The following is an 18,594-nucleotide window of genomic DNA, read 5'->3' on the forward strand; positions in this document are numbered from 1 at the left end:
GTTTTGCGGCGAAAAACAGTTGGAGCACACACACCATGGCCGGACATTCCAAATGGGCCAACATCCAGCACCGCAAGGGCCGCCAGGATGAGAAACGAGGCAAAGTCTGGACCCGGGTCATCCGCGAAATCATCGTCGCGGCCCGCCTGGGTGGCGGCGACCTGGACGTCAACCCGCGCCTGCGCCTGGCGATCGAAAAAGCCAAGGCGGCCAACATGCCCGCCGACACCATCAAGCGCAACATCGACAAGGCCACCGGCAACCTCGAAGGCGTGCACTACGAAGAAGTGCGCTACGAAGGCTACGGGATTGGCGGCGCGGCCGTCATCATCGACTGCATGACCGACAACCGCGTGCGCACGGTGGCCGAGGTCCGGCACATTTTTAGCAAGTACGGTGGCAACCTGGGCACGGAAGGCTCGGTCGCGTTCCAGTTCAAGCACTGCGGCCAGATCATCTTCGCCCCGGGCACGAACGAGGACAAGGTCATGGAAGTGGCGCTCGAAGCCGGTGCCGACGACGTCATCACGCACGACGATGGTTCCATCGAAGTGCTGACGCCGCCGCTGGAATTCGAAGCCATCAAGGCGGCCTTGACGAACGTGGGATTGACCCCCGAGGTGGCCGAAGTGACCATGCGCGCTGAAAACACGGTTGAACTGAGCGGCGACGACGCCGCCCGCCAGCAGAAATTGCTGGACATGCTGGAAGACCTGGACGATGCCCAGGATGTGTTCCACAACGCTGAATTGAACTGAAGAATCGACGGACTGTATGAATATTCTTGTGATCGGCTCGGGTGGACGCGAACATGCCCTGGCCTGGAAACTCGCCCAATCGCCCAAAGCCCAAAAGGTCTACGTGGCACCGGGCAATGGCGGCACCGCCCGCAGTCCGCACCTGTTCAACATCGACATCACCGACGTCAAGGCCCTGGCCGATTTCGCTGAAACCGAAAAGATCAACCTCACCGTGGTGGGCCCCGAAGCCCCGCTGGCGGCGGGCGTGGTCGATGAATTCCGCTCGCGTGGCCTGCGCATTTTCGGCCCCACCAAGGCGGCCGCGCAGCTGGAGAGCTCCAAGGCCTTTGCCAAGGACTTCATGAAGCGCCATGGCATTCCCACGGCCTTCTACGAAACCTTCACCGATGCCACGGCGGCCCACGCCTATGTGGACAAGCACGGCGCCCCCATCGTCATCAAGGCCGATGGCCTGGCGGCGGGCAAGGGTGTGGTCGTCGCGATGACGCTGCAAGAGGCCCATGAAGCCATCGATTTCATGCTGCTGGACAACAAGCTTGGCGTGACGCACAACGCGGGCGGCGCCCGTGTGGTGATCGAAGAGTTCTTGCAGGGCGAAGAAGCCAGCTTCATCGTGCTGTCGGACGGCAAGAACGTGACCGTGCTGGCCACCAGCCAGGACCACAAGCGCCTGCTGGACGCCGACGAGGGCCCCAACACCGGCGGCATGGGCGCCTACTCGCCCGCGCCCGTGGTGACGCCCAATGTGCACGCCAAGGCCATGCAGGACATCATCAACCCGACGCTGGCGGGCATGGCGAAAGACGGCATCCCCTTCACCGGTTTCCTGTATGCCGGATTGATGATCGACGCGCAAGGCAACCCCAAGACGCTCGAGTTCAACTGCCGCATGGGCGACCCGGAAACGCAGCCCATCATGATGCGTTTGAAGAGCGACCTGGTGGACGTGTTCTTCCACGCCACAGACGGCACGCTGGACCAGGTCGAGCTGCAATGGGACCGCCGCTTCGCCTTGGGCGTGGTCGTGGCAGCGGGCGGCTACCCGCTCAATCCGAAGAAGGGCGACGTCATCACCGGCCTGCCCGCTGATGCGGACGACGCCATGGTCTTCCACGCTGGCACGCACATCGTCGATGGCAAGGTCGTGACCAACGGTGGTCGTGTGCTCTGCGTGACGGCCTTGGGCGATTCGGCCAAGCTGGCGCAGCAACGCGCTTACGAATACCTGCTGGGCATCCAGTTCGATGGCATGCAGTTCCGCCACGACATCGGCTGGCGCGCCATCAACAAGCCCCGCTGAACCTCAGGATGATGGACACCACCGCCGTTCGCGCCTACCTGCTGGGCCTGCAGGACCGCATCATCGCGGCCTTCGAAGTCGAGGACGGTACGCCCTTCAAACGCGACGCCTGGGTGCGCGAGCCTGGTGAACGCCTGCAAGGCGATGGCTGCTCGCGCGTCATCGAAGAAGGCCTGGTGCTGGAGCGCGGCGGCTGCAACTTCTCGCACGTCAAGGGCCCGCAGTTGCCGCCTTCCGCCACGCAGCACCGGCCTGAACTGGCGGGCTGCCCTTTCGAGGCGATGGGTGTGTCTTTGGTCTTCCACCCGCGCAATCCGCATGCGCCCACCGTGCACATGAATGTGCGCATGCTGGCCGCGCACAAGCCCGATGGCTCGGTGGTGGCCTGGTTCGGTGGTGGCATGGACCTCACGCCGTATTACGGCTTCGAAGAAGACGCCCGGCACTTCCACCAGGTCTGCAAGGACGCCTTGCAACCCTTTGGTGATGACAAGCACCCGCGTTTCAAAAAATGGTGCGATGAGTATTTCTTCCTCAAGCACCGCCAGGAAGCCCGCGGTGTCGGCGGCATCTTCTACGACGACTTCTCGGAGCTGGGTTTCGAGCAAGGCTTCGCCATGACGCGATCTGTCGGCGATGCCTTCGTGGACGCCTACCTGCCGATCCTGAAACGCCGCCGCGACACGCCCTATGGCGAAGCCGAACGCGACTTCCAGGCCTTCCGCCGTGGCCGCTACGTCGAGTTCAACCTGGTGTGGGACCGCGGCACCTTGTTCGGCCTGCAATCGGGCGGCCGCACTGAAAGCATCCTGATGTCGATGCCGCCCATCGTGAAGTGGCGCTACGACTGGCACCCCGAGCCTGGCACGCCCGAGGCTCGCCTGTACTCCGACTTCCTGCCGCCCCGTGACTGGGTCTGAGCCTTTGACGATGCCGCCGACGGCGGGCCGAAAGATCGGCTTGTTCGGCGGCAGCTTCGACCCGGTTCACCAGGCCCACCTGGCCTTGGCTCAGACCGCCTTGAGCCACCTGCACCTGGACGAGATCCGCTGGATTCCGGTGGGCCAGCCTTGGCAAAAGGCCCGCCAATTGGCCTCTGCCGAGCACCGCCTGGCCATGGTTCGCGCCGCCACCGAACACGAACCGCGCTTCGTCGTCGACCCCCTGGAAACCGCCCGCGGCGGTCCGTCGTACACTCTCGACACCGTTCGGGCCCTGCAAAGTGGCGAATCCCTGCTTGACGCCACCCTGGTGGAGCGCTGGTTTTTGATCATCGGGCAGGACCAATACGCCAACCTGCACACCTGGCACGGCTGGCAGGAACTGCTCCGGCGCGTGACCCTGGCCGTGGCCAGCCGCGCAGGGCAGGCCCCCCGGCCCGACCCCGAACTGGCATCTCATCCCCACCGCATGGTGGTGCTGCCGATGCCCGACATGCTCGTTTCATCGACCGACATCCGCGCCCGCCTGGCTCAAAACCTGGCCCAAAAGGATGCCGCCCAGACCCTCGCGCCCGCCATGGTGCCAAATGCCGTGGCGCGCTATATTGAACAACATCAACTCTACGCCGCTGGCACCCCCCGCTGAATGGACATCCGCAAACTGCAACGCGCCATCGTCGATGGCCTCGAAGACGTCAAGGGCCAAGACATCGTTGTCTTCAACACCGAGCACCTCTCGCCCTTGTTCGAACGGGTGATCGTCGCGTCGGGCACGTCCAACCGGCAGACCAAGGCCCTGGCCGCCAGCGTCCGCAAGTCGGTCCGCGAAGCCGGTTTCGACGTCATGCGCACCGAGGGCGAAGACAACGGCGAATGGATCATCGTGGACTGCGCCGCGGCCGTGGTGCACCTGATGCAACCCGCCATCCGCCAGTACTACCTGCTGGAAGAAATCTGGGGCGAGAAGCCCGTCAAGATCAAGCTCAATGACGTGGTGACCCGCCTGGTCAAGGCCTCCGAGCCCATGGACGACGACGAAGACACCGCGCCCAAGAAGAAGGCCTCTGGCAAGAAGTCCGTGGCCGGCACGCTGGCCGCGCCCGTCAGGAAAGTCGCTGCCAAGAAAGCGCCCGCTGCCAAGAAGGCCGTCGCCAAGACGCCGGCCGAGCGTTCCACCTCGAACCGAGTCCCGGTTGCCGTCAAGAAAGTCGCGGCCAAGAAGGCGGCTGCCAAGAAAGCCGCTGCCAAGAAGGTGGCAGCGATCCCCGTGGTGCCCAAGACCGTGGTGGTCAACAAGCCCGCCGTGAAGAAGGTCGCTGGCAAGAAGGTGGCCGCCAAGAAGGTCGCTGCCAAGAAGGCGCCGGTTCGCAAGGCGGTCGCGGGCAAGAAGGTGGCCCGCAAGGCATGAAGCTGACGGTGGTGGCCATTGGCCAACGCCAGCCCGCCTGGGCAGAAACGGCCTGCGAGGACTACCTCAAGCGCTTTCCGCCCGACTGGAAGGTGGAGGTCAAGGCCCTCAAGGCCGAACCGCGCGAAGGCGGCAAATCGGTGCCCGCCATCATGCAGGCCGAAGCCGCCCGCATCGACGCTGCCCTGGGCCCGGGCGTGCGCCGCGTCATCCTCGATGAACGCGGCACGCGGCTCACCAGTGTGGAGTTGGCCCAGCGTGCCGAAGCCTGGCTCAACGATGGGCGCGACGTGGCCTTCGTCATCGGCGGCGCCGATGGCATCGACCCGGCCTTGAAGAAAACCGCCGACGAGACCATGCGCCTGTCGGACCTGACCTTGCCGCACGCCATGGCGCGCGTGCTGCTGCTGGAGCAGCTCTACCGCGCTTGGTCATTGCGCAACAACCACCCTTATCACCGTGCGTGAACACCGTGCTTGAACAGGCCGCCCGCTTCGTCTACCTGGCCTCCCAAAGCCCGCGCCGGCGCCAGTTGCTGGACCAGTTGGGTGTGCGGCACGAACTCCTGCTGCCCGACCCGGATGAAGACGCCGAAGCCCTGGAGGCCGAGCGCGCTGGCGAACCGCCCGAAGATTATGTGCAGCGCGTGACCCTGGCCAAGTGGCAGGCCGCCCGCGAGCGCCTGGCCCGCCGCGCCTGGCCGCCCGCGCCCGTGCTGTGCGCCGACACCACCGTGGCCATCGGCGACGACATCCTGGCCAAGCCACAGGACCACGCCGACGCGGCCCGCATGCTGGCCCGCCTGTCCGGCCGGACGCACCGCGTTCTCACCGCCGTGGTGGTGGATGGCGCACTGGCGCTGAGCACTTCGCATGTGACCTGGCGCGTGGTCGAAGCCGATGAAATCGAGCGTTATGTGGCCAGTGGCGAGCCCATGGGCAAAGCTGGCGCCTACGCCATCCAGAGCCAGGCCGCCGCCTGGATGCAGAAGATCGAGGGCAGCTACAGTGGCATCATGGGCTTGCCCTTGTATGAAACGGCCGAATTGCTCAGACCCCTGGGCTGGCGTTTCTGACCACGCATGACCATCGACACGCCATCCAGCACCGAATTCAAGTCGCCAACGGCTTTGCTCGTGGGCGCCACGGGCTTGGTGGGGGCGCAATGCCTGCGTCTCCTGACACAGGATGCCGCCGTGGGCGCGGTGCGGGTGCTGGTGCGGCGCCCCCTCCAGGTCAACGCTGCCAAGGTCGAGGTCTGTGTGGCGGATTTCGAGCGGCTCGAAACCCACGCCGAATGGCTTCAAGCCGACTGGGTGTTCTGCGCGCTCGGCACCACGATCCGAAAGGCCGGCTCTCAAGCGGCCTTTCGCCAGGTCGATTTCGATTACCCGCTGCAGGTGGCGCAACTGGCCAAGGCGCAGGGCGCCAAGCGCTTCCTGCTGGTCAGTGCCTTGGGCGCCGATGCCCGCTCCCGCGTGTTCTACAGCCGTGTCAAAGGCGAGCTCGAAGAAGCCATCGCCGCCATCGGCTTCGAGTCGGTCACCTTTGCGCGCCCATCCTTGCTGGCGGGCGAGCGCGAAGAAATCCGCCTGGGCGAGCGCCTGGGCCTGAAGTTCGGCTGGTTGATGCCCGAGCGCTACCGACCCGTGCAGGCCGCGCAGGTCGCCCAAGGGTTGGTCGAGGCGGCCAAAAGGGGCCGGCCAGGCGTTCACGGGCTGAACAACATTGAACTGCGGCGCCTGAGTTGACTCTATCCATGACATTCCAGGAATCCTGATGGCCCACTCTCACGACATTCTGATCAACTGGACCCCGCAGGAGACCCGCGTCGCCGTGGTCGAAAACGGCGCTGTCCAGGAGCTGCATGTGGAGCGCACGCTGGAGCGCGGCCTGGTTGGCAACGTCTACGCTGGCAAGGTGGCGCGGGTGCTGCCGGGCATGCAATCGGCCTTCATCGACATCGGCCTGGAGCGCGCCGCCTTCCTGCACGTGGCCGACCTGCACCGCGAAGACCCCAGCCAGCGCGGCAGCGTCCGCTCGCCGGACAACGCCACGCCCATCGAGAAGCGCCTGCACGAAGGCCAGACCCTGATGGTGCAGGTCCTCAAGGACCCCATCGGCACCAAGGGCGCGCGCCTGTCCTCGCAGATCAGCGTCGCGGGGCGCTTGCTGGTGTTCCTGCCGCAGGACGACCACATCGGCATCTCGCAAAAGATCGGTTCGCCCGAGCTGCGCGAGCAATTGCGTGCCCGCATGCTGCACCTGCTTGGCGAGGCCGAGAGCAAGGAAGGGCGCACGCGTTCCGGCGGATTCATCCTGCGCACCAACGCGGAAGACGCCACCGACGACGAGCTGGCCGCCGACATCGCCTACCTGCGCAAGACCTGGTCCACCATCCGAGAGCAAGGCCTCAAGGCGGCGCCCGGATCGTTGCTGCACCAGGACCTGAACCTGGCCCAGCGCGTGCTGCGCGACCTGGTCACCGAAGAGACGGTCAACATCCGCATCGACTCACTGATCCAGTTCGAGGCCTTGCGCGCCTTTGGCGCCGAGTTCACACCCACCTCGGTCGAAAAGCTCCAGCACTACAAAGGCGAGCGGCCCATCTTCGACCTGTACAACATCGACCAGGAGATCGAGAAAGCCCTGGCGCGCCGGGTCGACCTCAAGTCGGGCGGCTACCTGATCATCGACCAGACCGAGGCGCTCACCACCATCGACGTCAACACCGGCGGCTATGTGGGCGCGCGCAATTTCGACGACACCATCTTCAAGACCAACCTGGAGGCGGCCCAGGCCATCGCGCGGCAACTGCGCCTGCGCAACCTGGGCGGCATCATCATCGTGGACTTCATCGACATGCTGCGCGAGGACCACCGCGACAACGTGCTGGCCGAATTCCGCAAGCAGATGAGCCGCGACCGCACCAAGCTCACCATCAGCAATTTTTCGCCATTGGGCCTGGTCGAGATGACGCGCAAGCGAACGCGCGAATCGCTGGCCCACATGCTGTGCCAGCCTTGCCCCACCTGCGAGGGCCGGGGCCAGGTCAAGACGCCGCGCACGGTCTGCTACAACATCCTGCGCGAGATTTTGCGCGAGGCGCGCCAGTTCAACCCGCGCGAGTTCCGGGTGGTGGCCAGCGCCACCGTGGTCGAAATGCTGCTCGACGAAGAAAGCCAGCACCTGGCCGGCCTGATCGATTTCATCGGCAAGCCCATTTCCCTGCAAACCGAACCCTGGGTGTCGCCCGAGCAGTACGACATCGTCCTGCTGTGAGCCTCCGCTTTACATGACTTTGCATCCGCCAACACCCTGCACAGCGGGGGTGCATGGCACACGCGGCACAATCACCACTTCACATTCAAGATCCACCTTGACAAACGATGACTGAACACCCGACGAACCCTGCCGACCTGACCACGTTGCCCGACACCGCGCGCCGTGGACACCTCAAAACCCTCGCCGGTGCCTTGGCCGTGGTCGGTTGGTGGTCGGCGGCGCCCGCTTGGGCCCAGTTCCGGGTCGAGATCTCGGGCGTGGGCGCCACGCAGATCCCGGTGGCCATCGGCCGCTTCAAGGGCGAAGAGGGCGTGCCCCAGCCCATTTCCAGCATCGTCACCGCCGACCTGCAGCGCGTCGGCCTGTTCAAAACTTTGGACGCCTCCAGCGACAAATTGGACGAAACCTCGCGCCCCGCGCTGCCTGATTGGCGCGGCAAGGGCGCCGATGCGCTGCTGGCGGGTTCGATCCTGGCCCTGGCCGATGGCCGTTTCGACATCCGCTACCGCCTCTGGGACACGGCCCGCAACAAGGACCTTGGCGTGCAAAGCCTGGTGGTGGCGGCCGCCGACCTGCGCCTGGCCGCCCACCGCATCGCCGACGACATCTACGAAAAGCTGACGGGCGACAAGGGCGCCTTCGCCACGCGCATCGCCTACGTGGCCAAGACGGGCCGCCGGTATGTGCTGTGGGTGGCCGACTCCGATGGCAAGGGCGAACGCGACGCGCTGACCAGCAATGAGCCCATCATCTCGCCGGCCTGGTCGCCCGATGGCGGCAAGCTGGCCTACGTGTCCTTCGAAGGTGGCAAGGCCAAGGTCATGACGCAAGAGCTGGCCACGGGCAAGCGCCGCGTGGTGGCGAGTTTCAAGGGCACCAACAGCGCGCCGGCCTGGTCGCCCGATGGCAAGCAGATGCTGGTCACGCTCAGCCGCGATGGCGGCTCGCAACTCTTCGTCATGGGCATCGACGGCGACAACGTGCGCAAGTTGACGCAAAGCGGGGGCATCGACACCGAAGCCGCCTGGTCGGCCGATGGCAACACGGTCTACTTCGTCAGCGACCGGGGCGGCAGCCCGCAGATCTACAAGGTGCCCGTGGCCGGTGGCAGCGTTCAGCGCGTGTCCTTCAACGGGCCCTACAACATCAGCCCTTCGCCCAGCCCCGATGGGCGCTGGCTGAGCTTCGTCGGCCAGGTCAATGGCGCCTACCGCGTTCACCTGATGGACCTGACGACGGGCAGCGTGCGCGTGCTCACCGACACCCGTGACGACGAAAGCCCGAGCTTCGCCCCCAACAGCAAGCAGATCATCTACGCCACCCGCAACCAGGGCCGCGATGTGCTCATGACCACCTCGCTCGATGGCCGCATCAAGGCCAGCCTGGCCACGCCTCAGGCCGATGTGCGCGAACCCGTCTGGGGCCCTGATATCGTGGGCGCCAAGCGCTGATCCCTTTTTTCTTTGAATCATTCGATCGACCTTTGCTTTGTAAGGAGCCTTTCATGAACCAGACTCAAACCACCTTGTCCTCGACTCCTGCACGCGCCATCCGACTGGCCGTGATCGGCCTGGTCGGCGCATCCGCCTTGTGGATGGCCGGTTGCAGCTCGGTCAAGCTGGACGAAAAAACGCCTCCGATCGAGTCCCGCAATGTGTCGGGCAGCACCGGCCAGACAGCTCCCGCCGCTGCGTCGACCGTGGCCCCCGTGGTGGCCGACGATGGCAGCGCCGCCAACGCCGCGCTGAGCGGTCTGCCCCGCGTCATCTACTTCGATTTCGACAGCTTCGTGGTCAAGGACGAGTTCCGCCCCGTGCTGGACGGCTACGGCAAGGTGCTGACCACCATCCGCAGCAAGAAGCTGTTCGTGGAAGGCCACACCGATGAACGCGGTGGCCGCGAGTACAACCTGGCCCTGGGTCAGAAGCGCGCCGAAGCCGTGGTCAAGTCCCTGACCCTGCTGGGCGTGTCGACCGACCAGCTCGAAGCCGTGAGCTACGGTGAAGAGCGTCCCGCCGCCACTGGCAGCGGTGAAGAGGCCTGGTCCAAGAACCGCCGCGTCGAGCTCAAAGACCGTTGATCATGGGGGCCGCGTTGATGTTGAACCGTGTGCGCCCCCTGGTGCTGGCTGTGCTCGCGGCGTGCGCGTCGCTCAGTGCCCATGCCGGCTTGCTGGACGATGACGAGGCACGCCGTGCCATTCTGGAACTGCGCCAGCAGCGCACCAAGGACACCGCGGCCAGCGACGCAAAGCTCCGTGATTTGAATGCCCAGCTGGACCAGGTCAAGCGCAGCCTCGTCGATCTGAATGCGCAGATCGAGCAGTTGCGCAGCGACCTGGCCAAGCAGAGCGGGCAGAACGAACTGCTGACGCGTGACCTGTCCGAGCTGCAGCGCCACCAGAAGGACCTGCAGCAAGGCGTGGATGAGCGTGTGCGCAAGCTGGAACCTCAAACGGTGAGCCTCGATGGCAAGACCTTCCAGGTCGAGCCTGAAGAGAAGACCCTGTTCGAAGACGCGCTGGCCAAGCTGCGCCAGGCCGATTTTGCCGGTGGCGCGGCCGGGCTGAATGGCCTGCTCAAGCGCTACCCGGCCAGCGGCTACCGCGAGTCCGCCCTGTACTGGCAGGGCAATGCGCAGTACGGCCTGCGCGAGTACAAGGATGCGCTCGTCAGCTTCAAGGCTTTGCTCACGCAGGCGCCGACGCATGCGCGTGCGCCCGAGGCCTTGTTGTCCATCGCCAACTGCCACACGGAACTCAAAGAGACCAAAGCCGCCCGCAAGGCGCTGGACGACCTCATCAAGAACTACCCGGACTCGGAAGCAGCGCAGGCTGCCCGCGAGCGTCTGGCCAGTGCCAACACGGCGGCGGCCAAGGCGCGCAAGAACTGAACGCTTCAACCGTGAGCACGATCGACGAGGCCGACCTGGCGCGGCGCTTTGGGGGCCTGCGTCGTTTGCATGGCCTGGCGGGTTACGAGCGTTTGCGCGCGACCCGTGTCGCCGTGGTGGGGGTGGGGGGCGTGGGCTCCTGGGCCGCAGAAGCCTTGGCCCGCAGTGGTGTCGCCGAGTTGACCCTGGTCGACCTGGACCACGTCGCCGAGTCCAACATCAACCGCCAGGTGCATGCGCTGGACAGCACCGTGGGCCAGGCCAAGGTGCTGGCCTTGAAGGACCGCATCGCACAGATCCACCCGGGCTGCGTGGTGCACGCCATCGAAGAGTTCATCGACGAGGCCAATGTGGCCGAGATCCTGTCGGCCCAGCCACTGGACGCCGTCATCGATTGCTGTGACCAGGTGAAAGCCAAGGCGGCGATCGCGGCCTGGGGCTGGGCACAGCAGGTGAAGGTGGTGGCCGTGGGCGCGGCGGGGGGCAAGTCGCAGCCGCAGCTGGTGGAGGTGGCCGACCTGTCTGAAGTGACGCACGACCCTCTGCTGGCCAGCGTGCGCCAGCGTTTGCGGCAACGTCACGAAGGCGCGCGCAAGGGGCGCATGAACCTGGTGTGTGTGTTCTCACGCGAGGCGGTGTTGCCGCCGCAAGATGCCGCCTGCGATGTGGGCGATGGCTCCTTGAACTGCCATGGCTATGGCTCCGGCGTGGTCGTCACCGCGACTTTTGGCATGGTCTCGGCGGCGCAAGTGATCAACGCCTTGCTGAAGGCTTGAAAACCACGCTATAATCTCAGGCTTTTCGGGGGTCGATAGCTCAGTCGGTAGAGCAGCGGACTTTTAATCCGTTGGTCGCGAGTTCGAGTCTCGCTCGACCCACCATGAAGATCCATGAGAACGGATCTTGGTAGAAAAAGCATTGATTTCCGTTGTATAATGGAAATCTTGGCAAAGTACTCAATCTTTGCGATCTTGCAGCAATGCAAGGTGCCGAATTAGTTTCGGGCTCCTAGCTCAGTTGGTAGAGCAGCGGACTCTTAATCCGTTGGTCGACAGTTCGAATCTGTCGGGGCCCACCAAATCAAAAGCCACCTCCAGGAAACTGCAGGTGGCTTTTTTCTTTGGGCTCTCCATCCAGTCCTCTGCGCCTGCTTCAGCGCCATTCCTCTTCCGACTTGGTGCTGCATTCAGCATCGGTGGGATTGACACTGCAACGCACCCGCTTGATCACCTTGAGCCCGCGCTTGTCGTAAATGCCTTGCTGCGCGATGTCGATGCGCGACTCGCGCAGCATCAGCGAATATTTGTAGGCGTTCTCGGGCGACAGTTCGATCCAGGTGGTGGGCGGGATCCCCGCGTCGGCTTGCCGGATGACCTGGAGGGCGCGGTCGAATTGGCTCAGCCAGAAGATCCGTGATTGCGGCCCGATGTTGTCGGGAAAGCGGCTGCGGTTCAGGATCAGCTGGTACGTCAGGATCATGATGGGAAAGCGCGTGATGCCCCCATCCTCGCCAATGCCCTTGTACAGCTCCAGCGGCTTGTAGGCGATGCTGGGGGCCGCGGCCATGTCGAGCTGGCCGCTGTTGAACTTGATGGCGAAGTTGGTGATGTCGGCCGACACGGGGATGGCCCGCATGCGTCGGATCATCGTGGCCTGGGCCTTGTCATGGTCGAAGGCCGCGATGCGCTTGCCCGCCAGTGCTTCGACGGTGTTCAGACGCCGGTCGTGGAGGATGGGGTAGGCCGCGCCCAGTGGCAGGATGCCCCCGACCTCGTGGTCGCCATTGACCATCACGGTCTTGGCCTCGGGCGAGGCGTAGGTCTGGATGAGGCGCCTGACCACCTCGTAGCTGCCGGGCATGTCGATGCGGCCATCGCGCACGACGGTGGTGGCGCCCAGAGTGTCGATGGCGCCCGAGGTGGCATTGAACTGCCGTGTGCGGAAGGCCGTGGCGATGACGGCATCGCAGGTGCCCGCGCGGAAATCCTCGACGGCCTGGCGTTCGTCCACATAGGCTTTCAAGCTCAGGGTCACGCCGATCCGCTGCATGGCGATGGCGTAGTCCTTGGCCATGCTGAACAGGTCGCCGTTGGCGCCCATCAGGTCATAGACGCAGACCTTCTGGGCCGCGCTCGCGCTCAGGCCGGCACCCACCAGCAGCGTGGCCAGCATGGCCTTGGTCAAAGACTTCACAGCGATTCCCGGTTTTGATTGGAGGAAGTCGATGTTCGGGCAATCACGCCATGCTGGCAATTGACGCTGCCGGCATAAGCCACGGATTCGTCGCGCGATCGACCCTTGTTGCGCTTGGTTTCAGCCTGCTCACCCGCCTCGCAACTGGGCGATCAAACGCGCCAAGGCCTGCTGGGCCACGGTGCCGCTCAAGCCCAGGTCGGCCAGGTCACCACGGGCGATGGCTTCACCGAGTTGGTCGATCTGCACGAGCAGGCTGCCCAGGGCTTCGGGTTCCAGGTGGCCTGCCACCAACGGCGCCAGCTCCTGCATCAATTGCCGACGCCCTTGGGTGCGCCGGGCGGCGATGTCGGGCACCTGCGGCAGGACGGCGCGCAGGTTCAGCCGGAAGGTCAGGAAAGGGCGCACGTTGTCCACGCAGGATTCCGCCAGTTCGGCCGCGGTCAGGTGCTGGTCTTCGATGACCGCCCGCCACATCGCGACCTCGGCCTCGTCCCACACCGCCAGCACCTCGGCCATCACCGCGGCCTTGTCCTTGAACCAGCGGTAGAAGGTCTGTGGGGCATAGCCCGCCCGCCGGGCGATGCGGTTGGTGTCCGTGCCGGCGTAGCCCGCCTCGATGAACTCCGACATGGCGGCTTCCAGCAAGCGGGTGCGCGTGTCGCTGTTTCGGGCCGAGGGCCTCGCGCTCATCGGATGCGGTCCAGCCAGGCGACGATCTGCTGGCCCAGGTCGTCGGCGCAGGGCTCGTGCAGCAGGTCGTGCGCCATGTCTTTGTAGTGGATGGTGCGCAGCAGATCGGCCGGCAAGCGTTCGGCGAAGCGCGCGCAGGCCTCGGCGGGCACGTGCCGGTCCAGGTCGGTGTAGATCAGCAGGGTAGGCACGGTCCAGTCGTCGCCGTTCTGGGCCAGCATCTGCCGCGCGGTCTGCATCATGAACTGGCAGGTGCGGGGCGTCAGGCGTGTGTGCATCAGGGGGTCGGCGCGCTTGGCGGCCAGCACGGCGGGGTCGCTGTTGCCCCAGCTCTGCATGTGGGCCAGGGACACGGGCAAGTCGGGCACCAGGCGGTAGAGCACGCTCAGCGTGGCGTTCTGAGGGCCGGGCAGGGTGGGCACCAGCGCAGGGGCGATCAGCACGACGCCATCGGTGGGGCGAGCCCAGGGCGCGGCGGGGGCATGGCGGCTCAAGGCTGCCGCGAGTTGCGCCGACAGCAGGCCGCCGAAGCTGACACCGAGGAAGACATGCGGCAGGCGGCGGTAATGCCGGCTCAACTGGTCGTGCAGGGTGGCTTGGTCGTTCAGCAGATCGACGGGATGGGGAATGACGCCACGCTCGCCACCCGAGCGCCCATGGGCCCGGTGGTCAATGCCGGCCACGGCCCAGCCCGCGGCATTGAGCGCGCGGGCGAGGCGGTCGAAGCGCCCTTGGTGTTCGCCCAGGCCATGCAGGGTCTGCACCACCCCCCGGGGGGATGGGACCGGCCAATGGGCAAGGTGGAGGCTGACCTCGTCCTTGGTGAGCAGGGCGGACGGCAAGGTTGAATCGACAACGGACATGGCGGAAGTGTAGAGGGGGCATTTCGCGGGCCATCCGTAGAAGCCCTGATGGAGCCCGGTCGCATCGTGAGTGATATTTCTATCACATCCTATTCATGAATCACTGCGAGGTGCGCGATGCAAGGCTTCACGGGCAAATGCGTTGGTTTATCTGTTCGCTGGGCGTGCCGCGTCTGGGGCGTCCTGGCATTGGGCGGGCTGCCGCTGGCGGGGCAGGTTCACGCCGCCGATTCAGGCTTGCCGGTTTGCGCCGGGGTGGGGGTGGCGTCCGTGATGGTGTCGGGGCAAGGGCCGCTGGAATCCATCGCCTTCGACCAGCAGGGGCGCATCCTGTTCACCAGGTTGTTCAAGGGCGAACTGGTTCGCCTGGACTCGCCCCAGGGTGCGCCGGTCACCGTGGCGGTCGGCGTTGACAGCCCTGGCGGCATCGCCGTGAGCGGGCCGCACGAAGCCTATGTCGGCGTGGGCAATGGCCTGGCCGGTGTCGCGCCGTCGCTGGGCAAGGCCGGCATCGTCAAGGTCGACCTGGACAAGGGCCGGGTCACGCCGCACGTGAGCGGCCTGTCGATGTCCAACGGCATGGTGCGCGCCACCGATGGCACCTTCTACGCCTCGGATGACCTGGCCGCGAGCCTCGACCGCGTCCTGCCCGATGGCACGGTGCAACGCACCTGGCTCAAGCAGAACAGCAACGGGCTGGCCCTCAGCCGGGACCAGAAGACGCTGTACGTGAACCAGATGGTGCCGGCGAGCATCCTCGCGGTGGACCGCGCCACGGGACAGACCTCGGTCGTGGCGAATGCCCCGCCGGCCCGCAAATGGAGCTGGCTTGACGGGCTGGACATCGACGACCAGGGGCGCCTGTACGTGGTCTCGTACTGGGCCGGCGAGGTGTGGCGGCTCGATCCCGCGAGCCGCCAGATCTGCCTGCTGGTCTCTGGCTTGTCGCTGCCGAGTGCCGTGGCCGTGGGCCGGCCAGGAGGCGCCTACCGCGCCAGCAGCATCTATGTGACCACGCATTCGGGCCGCCTCCATGAAGTACCCGGGGCGGTGCCTGCCGCACCTTGATCCCAGTCCGATTCTTTACACCTGCAAACGCTCAGGAAAACCACCATGTTCCATCCTTCACGTCAGACCATCGTGCACCACACCGCCATCGCCACCCTGGCGGCCAGCCTGGCCTCGGTTGCTTTTGCGCAGACCACCACGATGGGCACCCGCAGCACACCCAGCCAGCCCAACACCACCATCACGGGCAATGCCAACGCCAACTGGAAGACCTACAGCCGCGCCGAGCAGTATCCCAAGGTGGTGACCTTGCCCTTGCAGTTCATCACGCTCAAATCCGGCAAGAAGCTGACCGCGCTGGTGACGGTGCCGGCTGACTCGAAGGGCAAGCCGGTGGCGGGCGCCTTCCCGGCGGTCCTGACCCAGACGGCCTACCGCATCGACGTGGGCCACCTGCTGGGCTCGATCGGTCTGCCTGGCAACACGCTGATCGTGGGCGGTCAGGATCCCTTCTTCGTCAAGCGCGGTTACGTGGGCATCGCCGTGGACACCTATGGTTCGGGTGGCTCGGGCGGCGAGGCCAAGCTGCTGGGCGCCGAGGAACAAGAAGCCTATGCCGAGACCGTGGACTGGGTGAGCAAGCAGCCCTGGTTCAATGGCCAACTGGGCCTGGCCGGCACGTCTTACCTGGGCATCACCGCACTGCTGACCGCGCAGCAACAGCACCCGGCCGTGAAGGCGGTGTTCGCGCAGGTGCCCATGGGCGATGCCTTCCGCGGCACGGTGGGCACGGGCGGCATGCTCAATGCCAACTTCATCAAGACCTGGTTGGTGTTGACGCAGTCGCTCAGCGTGCAGAACGACATCGCCAAGCTGGTGAACCCGCAATACGCTGATGACCTGGATGGCGTCACGCAGGAGCACATCGCCGCGATCGACAGCTGGTACCTGCCCACGGTTGAAGCGGGCCTGAACGGCACGCCTGGCGTCGCAACCGACGATGGCGATTTCTGGGCAATCCGTTCGCCGATCGAGAAGATGCCCAAGGTCCAGGTGCCCACCTTCATCATCGGCGCGCATGCCGACATCTTCCAGCGCGACGAGCCGCTGTTGTACGAACAGATCAAGCACCGCGTCGACACCAAGCTGGTGATCCTCAAGGGGGCGCACGTGCAGAGCGTCGCTTTGGGCCTGGTCGGCAACGACAATGTGCTGGCGGCCGGCGCGCCCAGTTCCCCCTCGCTGATGCTGCAGTGGTTCGACCATTACCTCAAGGGCATGGACACCGGCGTGGCCAAGCTGCCCAATGTGACGCAGTACGTGGAAGGCTATGGCGTGCTGGGCAGCATGCGCTATTCCAAGGCCACCGATTGGCCCCACCCGGCGATGAAGCCGCAGCGCTTTTACCTGAGGGGCGACATGAGCATCTCGGCCCAGGCGCCCACCTCGTCCGAGGCCAAGCGCACGGTCTCCGAGCCGAAGGCCCCCGAAATCACTTATGGCAAAAGCGACACCGGTCGAACTGTGCAAGCGTCCATCCAGATCAACGATGGCAGTGATTGCTCCATCAGCCATGTGCAGTGGACGCTGGGCTTCGAAGGCCTGCTCCCCAAGGCCTGCTATTTGAACAACGCCACGGTCGAGCGCACGCAGAAGGCCTTGGTCTACGAGACCGGTTGGCTCAAGCAGGACCTGTACATCAACGGGCCCATCCAGGCGGACATCTGGGTGTCGACCACCAAGAGCGAGGCCGCCTTGTCCGTGCGCGTCGATGTGGTCGACTTCCTCGGCAAGGTCACGCCCATCACGGGTGGCTTGCAGTCGGTGGCGCACCGGGCCGTGGACACCACGCGCTCACGCTATGTGGACGGCGTGATGATGCAGCCCTTCCATCCCCTGACCGAAGCCGCCAGGTTGCCCGTCATCCCTGGCCAGCCAACGTTGGTGCCGGTGGAGGTCTTCCCTGCCGCGGCCCTCATCCGCAAGGGGCAGAAGCTGCGCATCGCCATCAGCGCCAGCAACCAGGCCCAAGGCATCTGGGCCAAGCCTCAGCAGGCGGCGGCCGATGGCAACGTCAGCACCATCCTGAGCGATCCGAGCCATCCTTCGAGCATCGTGCTGCCGGTGGTGCCGGCTAGCCAACTGAACTGAGCGCTCAAGCCACCCTTTGGGTGGCGGGCAATGGCGCGCCTTCGGGGGCCAGCCACGGGTCGTGCTGGTGACCACCAAAGGTGCTGACCAGGAAGTCCAGCAACGCACGGGTTCGGGCAGGCAAGTGCCGACGCGATGGGATGGCGGCGTAGAGGCCCAGCTCGAAGAGCTGCCATTGGGGCAGCACGCGCACCAATGTGCCTTGTGCCAAGGCCCTCGAGATGACATAGGAAGGAAAGCCGGCGATGCCCAGGCCGGCCATGGTCGCGGCAAGGCTGGTTTCCAGGTGACCGGTGCTCAGGATGGGTGATGTCAGGTGCAATGGGACGGACACCGTGGTCTGGGGGATGGGTTCACCGGGCGCTGGGTGGAAGGTCAGTTCGCAGGGCATCTTGGGACTGATCATGTCGTGCTGCAACAAATCCTGGGGGCTCGTCGGGTGGCCGTGTTGGCTCAGGTAGGCCGGTGAGGCGCACAGGACCACGGTCGATCGCGCCAGTTGTCGGGCCACGAAATTGCCATCCAGTGGTTTGCCCCGCACGCCGATGATGCTCACGTCGAAATTTTCGTCCAGGGTCTCCACCATGCCGGGGGCGGACAGGTCGATCGCGATGTGCGGAAACTGTGCCCGGAACACTGGCAGGACCCGGGCCAATTGGTGGGCCGCGAAGGCTGGCGGGGCAAGGACCTTCAGCATGCCACGGGGTTCGGCCGTGTCTGATCCCACTTCGGCTTCGACCTGGGCCACGTCGGCCAGGATGCGCCGCACGTGTTCCAGATAACGCTCGCCCGCTTCGGTCAGCACCAGCTTGCGCGTGGTGCGGTTGATCAGCCGAGAGCCCAAGTGCTCTTCCAGCTCGTTGATCAAACGGGTGATGACCGATGGCGACAAATCCAGGTCACGCGCCGCCGCGGCGAAGCCGTTGAGGTCGATCACGCGGCAGAAGATCTGCATGCTCTGAAGGCGGTCCATCCGGTGTCCTTTTCTTGGCGCGATTGGGTGCCACGTTACTTTACGCTGGCCACCCTGTTTGTTCTTGTTTCTGGAATAGTGCATTCGCGCAGCGCCACTTTTTCCGCGGTTCACGTGCTTCTACAGT

The 18,594-nt window shown here is 65.2% G+C and carries 19 protein-coding genes and 2 tRNA genes; 17 read left to right on the forward strand and 4 right to left on the reverse strand.

The window, feature by feature from the left end; all coding sequences use genetic code 11:
* The first annotated feature begins 35 nt into the window (after window positions 1-35).
* The 15 genes from ACREB4_RS03755 (at window position 36) to ACREB4_RS03825 (ending at window position 11,664) form a co-directional block, all read left to right on the forward strand.
* Window positions 36-758, forward strand: coding sequence for a YebC/PmpR family DNA-binding transcriptional regulator (locus tag ACREB4_RS03755; protein ID WP_431586856.1), 723 nt, complete (start codon window positions 36-38; stop codon window positions 756-758).
* A gap of 16 nt (window positions 759-774) precedes the next feature.
* Window positions 775-2,061, forward strand: a complete 1,287-nt coding sequence (gene purD / locus ACREB4_RS03760; RefSeq protein ID WP_431586857.1) for a phosphoribosylamine--glycine ligase — start codon at window positions 775-777, stop codon at window positions 2,059-2,061.
* A gap of 11 nt (window positions 2,062-2,072) precedes the next feature.
* Window positions 2,073-2,981 (forward strand): oxygen-dependent coproporphyrinogen oxidase, encoded by a 909-nt coding sequence (hemF, locus tag ACREB4_RS03765; protein WP_431587041.1) that lies wholly within the window; start codon window positions 2,073-2,075, stop codon window positions 2,979-2,981.
* Window positions 2,982-2,991: 10 nt separating this feature from the next.
* Entirely contained in the window at window positions 2,992-3,648 is a 657-nt protein-coding gene (gene nadD, locus ACREB4_RS03770) for a nicotinate (nicotinamide) nucleotide adenylyltransferase (RefSeq protein WP_431586858.1), read from the forward strand.
* Window positions 3,649-4,410 carry a ribosome silencing factor gene (gene rsfS, locus ACREB4_RS03775; RefSeq protein ID WP_431586859.1) on the forward strand — a complete coding sequence of 254 codons (762 nt, stop codon included), beginning with the start codon at window positions 3,649-3,651 and terminating at the stop codon, window positions 4,408-4,410.
* Window positions 4,407-4,877 carry a 23S rRNA (pseudouridine(1915)-N(3))-methyltransferase RlmH gene (gene rlmH, locus ACREB4_RS03780; RefSeq protein WP_431586860.1) on the forward strand — a complete coding sequence of 157 codons (471 nt, stop codon included), beginning with the start codon at window positions 4,407-4,409 and terminating at the stop codon, window positions 4,875-4,877. Before rsfS ends, rlmH begins: the two co-directional genes overlap by 4 nt.
* A complete protein-coding gene (locus ACREB4_RS03785) occupies window positions 4,874-5,485 on the forward strand; it encodes a Maf family protein (RefSeq protein ID WP_431586861.1) in 612 nt (203 codons plus the stop codon). The genes rlmH and ACREB4_RS03785 overlap by 4 nt, the downstream gene beginning before the upstream one ends.
* Window positions 5,486-5,491: 6 nt before the next feature.
* Window positions 5,492-6,160, forward strand: coding sequence for an NAD(P)H-binding protein (locus ACREB4_RS03790; protein WP_431586862.1), 669 nt, complete (start codon window positions 5,492-5,494; stop codon window positions 6,158-6,160).
* Window positions 6,161-6,188: 28 nt separating this feature from the next.
* Entirely contained in the window at window positions 6,189-7,691 is a 1,503-nt protein-coding gene (rng, locus tag ACREB4_RS03795) for a ribonuclease G (RefSeq protein WP_431586863.1), read from the forward strand.
* A gap of 107 nt (window positions 7,692-7,798) precedes the next feature.
* Window positions 7,799-9,145 (forward strand): Tol-Pal system beta propeller repeat protein TolB, encoded by a 1,347-nt coding sequence (gene tolB / locus ACREB4_RS03800; RefSeq protein ID WP_431586864.1) that lies wholly within the window; start codon window positions 7,799-7,801, stop codon window positions 9,143-9,145.
* Window positions 9,146-9,198: 53 nt separating this feature from the next.
* Complete coding sequence (pal, locus tag ACREB4_RS03805) at window positions 9,199-9,774, forward strand: peptidoglycan-associated lipoprotein Pal (RefSeq protein ID WP_431586865.1); 576 nt, start codon at window positions 9,199-9,201, stop codon at window positions 9,772-9,774.
* Window positions 9,775-9,776: 2 nt separating this feature from the next.
* The gene (gene ybgF / locus ACREB4_RS03810) at window positions 9,777-10,586 is read left to right on the forward strand and encodes a tol-pal system protein YbgF (RefSeq protein ID WP_431586866.1); all 810 of its coding nucleotides are present in this window, start codon (window positions 9,777-9,779) and stop codon (window positions 10,584-10,586) included.
* An 11-nt stretch (window positions 10,587-10,597) separates the two neighbouring features.
* Entirely contained in the window at window positions 10,598-11,362 is a 765-nt protein-coding gene (locus ACREB4_RS03815; protein ID WP_431586867.1) for a tRNA threonylcarbamoyladenosine dehydratase, read from the forward strand.
* 29 nt (window positions 11,363-11,391) lie between these two features.
* Window positions 11,392-11,467 (forward strand) — tRNA-Lys (locus ACREB4_RS03820).
* Window positions 11,468-11,588: 121 nt separating this feature from the next.
* A tRNA-Lys gene (locus ACREB4_RS03825) sits at window positions 11,589-11,664 on the forward strand.
* A 74-nt stretch (window positions 11,665-11,738) separates the two neighbouring features.
* On the opposite strand, the gene ACREB4_RS03830 is transcribed toward ACREB4_RS03825, so the two are convergent.
* The 3 genes from ACREB4_RS03830 to ACREB4_RS03840 all read right to left on the reverse strand — a co-directional run bounded on the left by ACREB4_RS03830 (window position 11,739) and on the right by ACREB4_RS03840 (window position 14,335).
* Window positions 11,739-12,779: a putative solute-binding protein gene (locus tag ACREB4_RS03830; RefSeq protein WP_431586868.1), complete on the reverse strand. Its 1,041-nt coding sequence runs from the start codon at window positions 12,777-12,779 to the stop codon at window positions 11,739-11,741.
* Between the two features lie 129 nt (window positions 12,780-12,908).
* Window positions 12,909-13,472, reverse strand: coding sequence for a TetR/AcrR family transcriptional regulator (locus ACREB4_RS03835; protein ID WP_431586869.1), 564 nt, complete (start codon window positions 13,470-13,472; stop codon window positions 12,909-12,911).
* Window positions 13,469-14,335: an alpha/beta fold hydrolase gene (locus ACREB4_RS03840; RefSeq protein WP_431586870.1), complete on the reverse strand. Its 867-nt coding sequence runs from the start codon at window positions 14,333-14,335 to the stop codon at window positions 13,469-13,471. The genes ACREB4_RS03835 and ACREB4_RS03840 overlap by 4 nt, the downstream gene beginning before the upstream one ends.
* Before the next feature lie 117 nt (window positions 14,336-14,452).
* On the opposite strand from ACREB4_RS03840, the gene ACREB4_RS03845 reads away from it, so the two are divergent.
* Both ACREB4_RS03845 and ACREB4_RS03850 read left to right on the forward strand, forming a co-directional pair.
* On the forward strand, window positions 14,453-15,403 hold the full coding sequence (locus ACREB4_RS03845; RefSeq protein ID WP_431586871.1) for an SMP-30/gluconolactonase/LRE family protein: 951 nt from the start codon (window positions 14,453-14,455) through the stop codon (window positions 15,401-15,403).
* 45 nt (window positions 15,404-15,448) lie between these two features.
* Window positions 15,449-17,494, forward strand: a complete 2,046-nt coding sequence (locus tag ACREB4_RS03850) for a CocE/NonD family hydrolase (protein ID WP_431586872.1) — start codon at window positions 15,449-15,451, stop codon at window positions 17,492-17,494.
* Between the two features lie 4 nt (window positions 17,495-17,498).
* Here the strand turns inward: ACREB4_RS03850 and ACREB4_RS03855 are convergent, their stop codons facing one another.
* Complete coding sequence (locus ACREB4_RS03855; RefSeq protein ID WP_431586873.1) at window positions 17,499-18,467, reverse strand: LysR family transcriptional regulator; 969 nt, start codon at window positions 18,465-18,467, stop codon at window positions 17,499-17,501.
* Window positions 18,468-18,594 lie beyond the last annotated feature (127 nt).

Origin of the sequence: Aquabacterium sp. (genome assembly GCF_050725395.1) — a bacterium.
Classification (GTDB): domain Bacteria; phylum Pseudomonadota; class Gammaproteobacteria; order Burkholderiales; family Burkholderiaceae_C; genus Aquabacterium.

Excerpts from the sequence above, each read along its gene's own strand:
- ACREB4_RS03755 (WP_431586856.1), top strand. The coding sequence starts at position 36 with ATGGCCGGACATTCCAAATGGGCCAACATCCAGCACCGCAAGGGCCGC.
- purD (WP_431586857.1), top strand. The coding sequence starts at position 775 with ATGAATATTCTTGTGATCGGCTCGGGTGGACGCGAACATGCCCTGGCC.
- hemF (WP_431587041.1), top strand. The coding sequence starts at position 2,073 with ATGGACACCACCGCCGTTCGCGCCTACCTGCTGGGCCTGCAGGACCGC.
- nadD (WP_431586858.1), top strand. The coding sequence starts at position 2,992 with ATGCCGCCGACGGCGGGCCGAAAGATCGGCTTGTTCGGCGGCAGCTTC.
- rsfS (WP_431586859.1), top strand. The coding sequence starts at position 3,649 with ATGGACATCCGCAAACTGCAACGCGCCATCGTCGATGGCCTCGAAGAC.
- rlmH (WP_431586860.1), top strand. The coding sequence starts at position 4,407 with ATGAAGCTGACGGTGGTGGCCATTGGCCAACGCCAGCCCGCCTGGGCA.
- ACREB4_RS03790 (WP_431586862.1), top strand. The coding sequence starts at position 5,492 with ATGACCATCGACACGCCATCCAGCACCGAATTCAAGTCGCCAACGGCT.
- rng (WP_431586863.1), top strand. The coding sequence starts at position 6,189 with ATGGCCCACTCTCACGACATTCTGATCAACTGGACCCCGCAGGAGACC.
- tolB (WP_431586864.1), top strand. The coding sequence starts at position 7,799 with ATGACTGAACACCCGACGAACCCTGCCGACCTGACCACGTTGCCCGAC.
- pal (WP_431586865.1), top strand. The coding sequence starts at position 9,199 with ATGAACCAGACTCAAACCACCTTGTCCTCGACTCCTGCACGCGCCATC.
- ybgF (WP_431586866.1), top strand. The coding sequence starts at position 9,777 with ATGGGGGCCGCGTTGATGTTGAACCGTGTGCGCCCCCTGGTGCTGGCT.
- ACREB4_RS03835 (WP_431586869.1), bottom strand. The coding sequence starts at position 13,472 with ATGAGCGCGAGGCCCTCGGCCCGAAACAGCGACACGCGCACCCGCTTG.
- ACREB4_RS03840 (WP_431586870.1), bottom strand. The coding sequence starts at position 14,335 with ATGTCCGTTGTCGATTCAACCTTGCCGTCCGCCCTGCTCACCAAGGAC.
- ACREB4_RS03845 (WP_431586871.1), top strand. The coding sequence starts at position 14,453 with ATGCAAGGCTTCACGGGCAAATGCGTTGGTTTATCTGTTCGCTGGGCG.
- ACREB4_RS03850 (WP_431586872.1), top strand. The coding sequence starts at position 15,449 with ATGTTCCATCCTTCACGTCAGACCATCGTGCACCACACCGCCATCGCC.
- ACREB4_RS03855 (WP_431586873.1), bottom strand. The coding sequence starts at position 18,467 with ATGGACCGCCTTCAGAGCATGCAGATCTTCTGCCGCGTGATCGACCTC.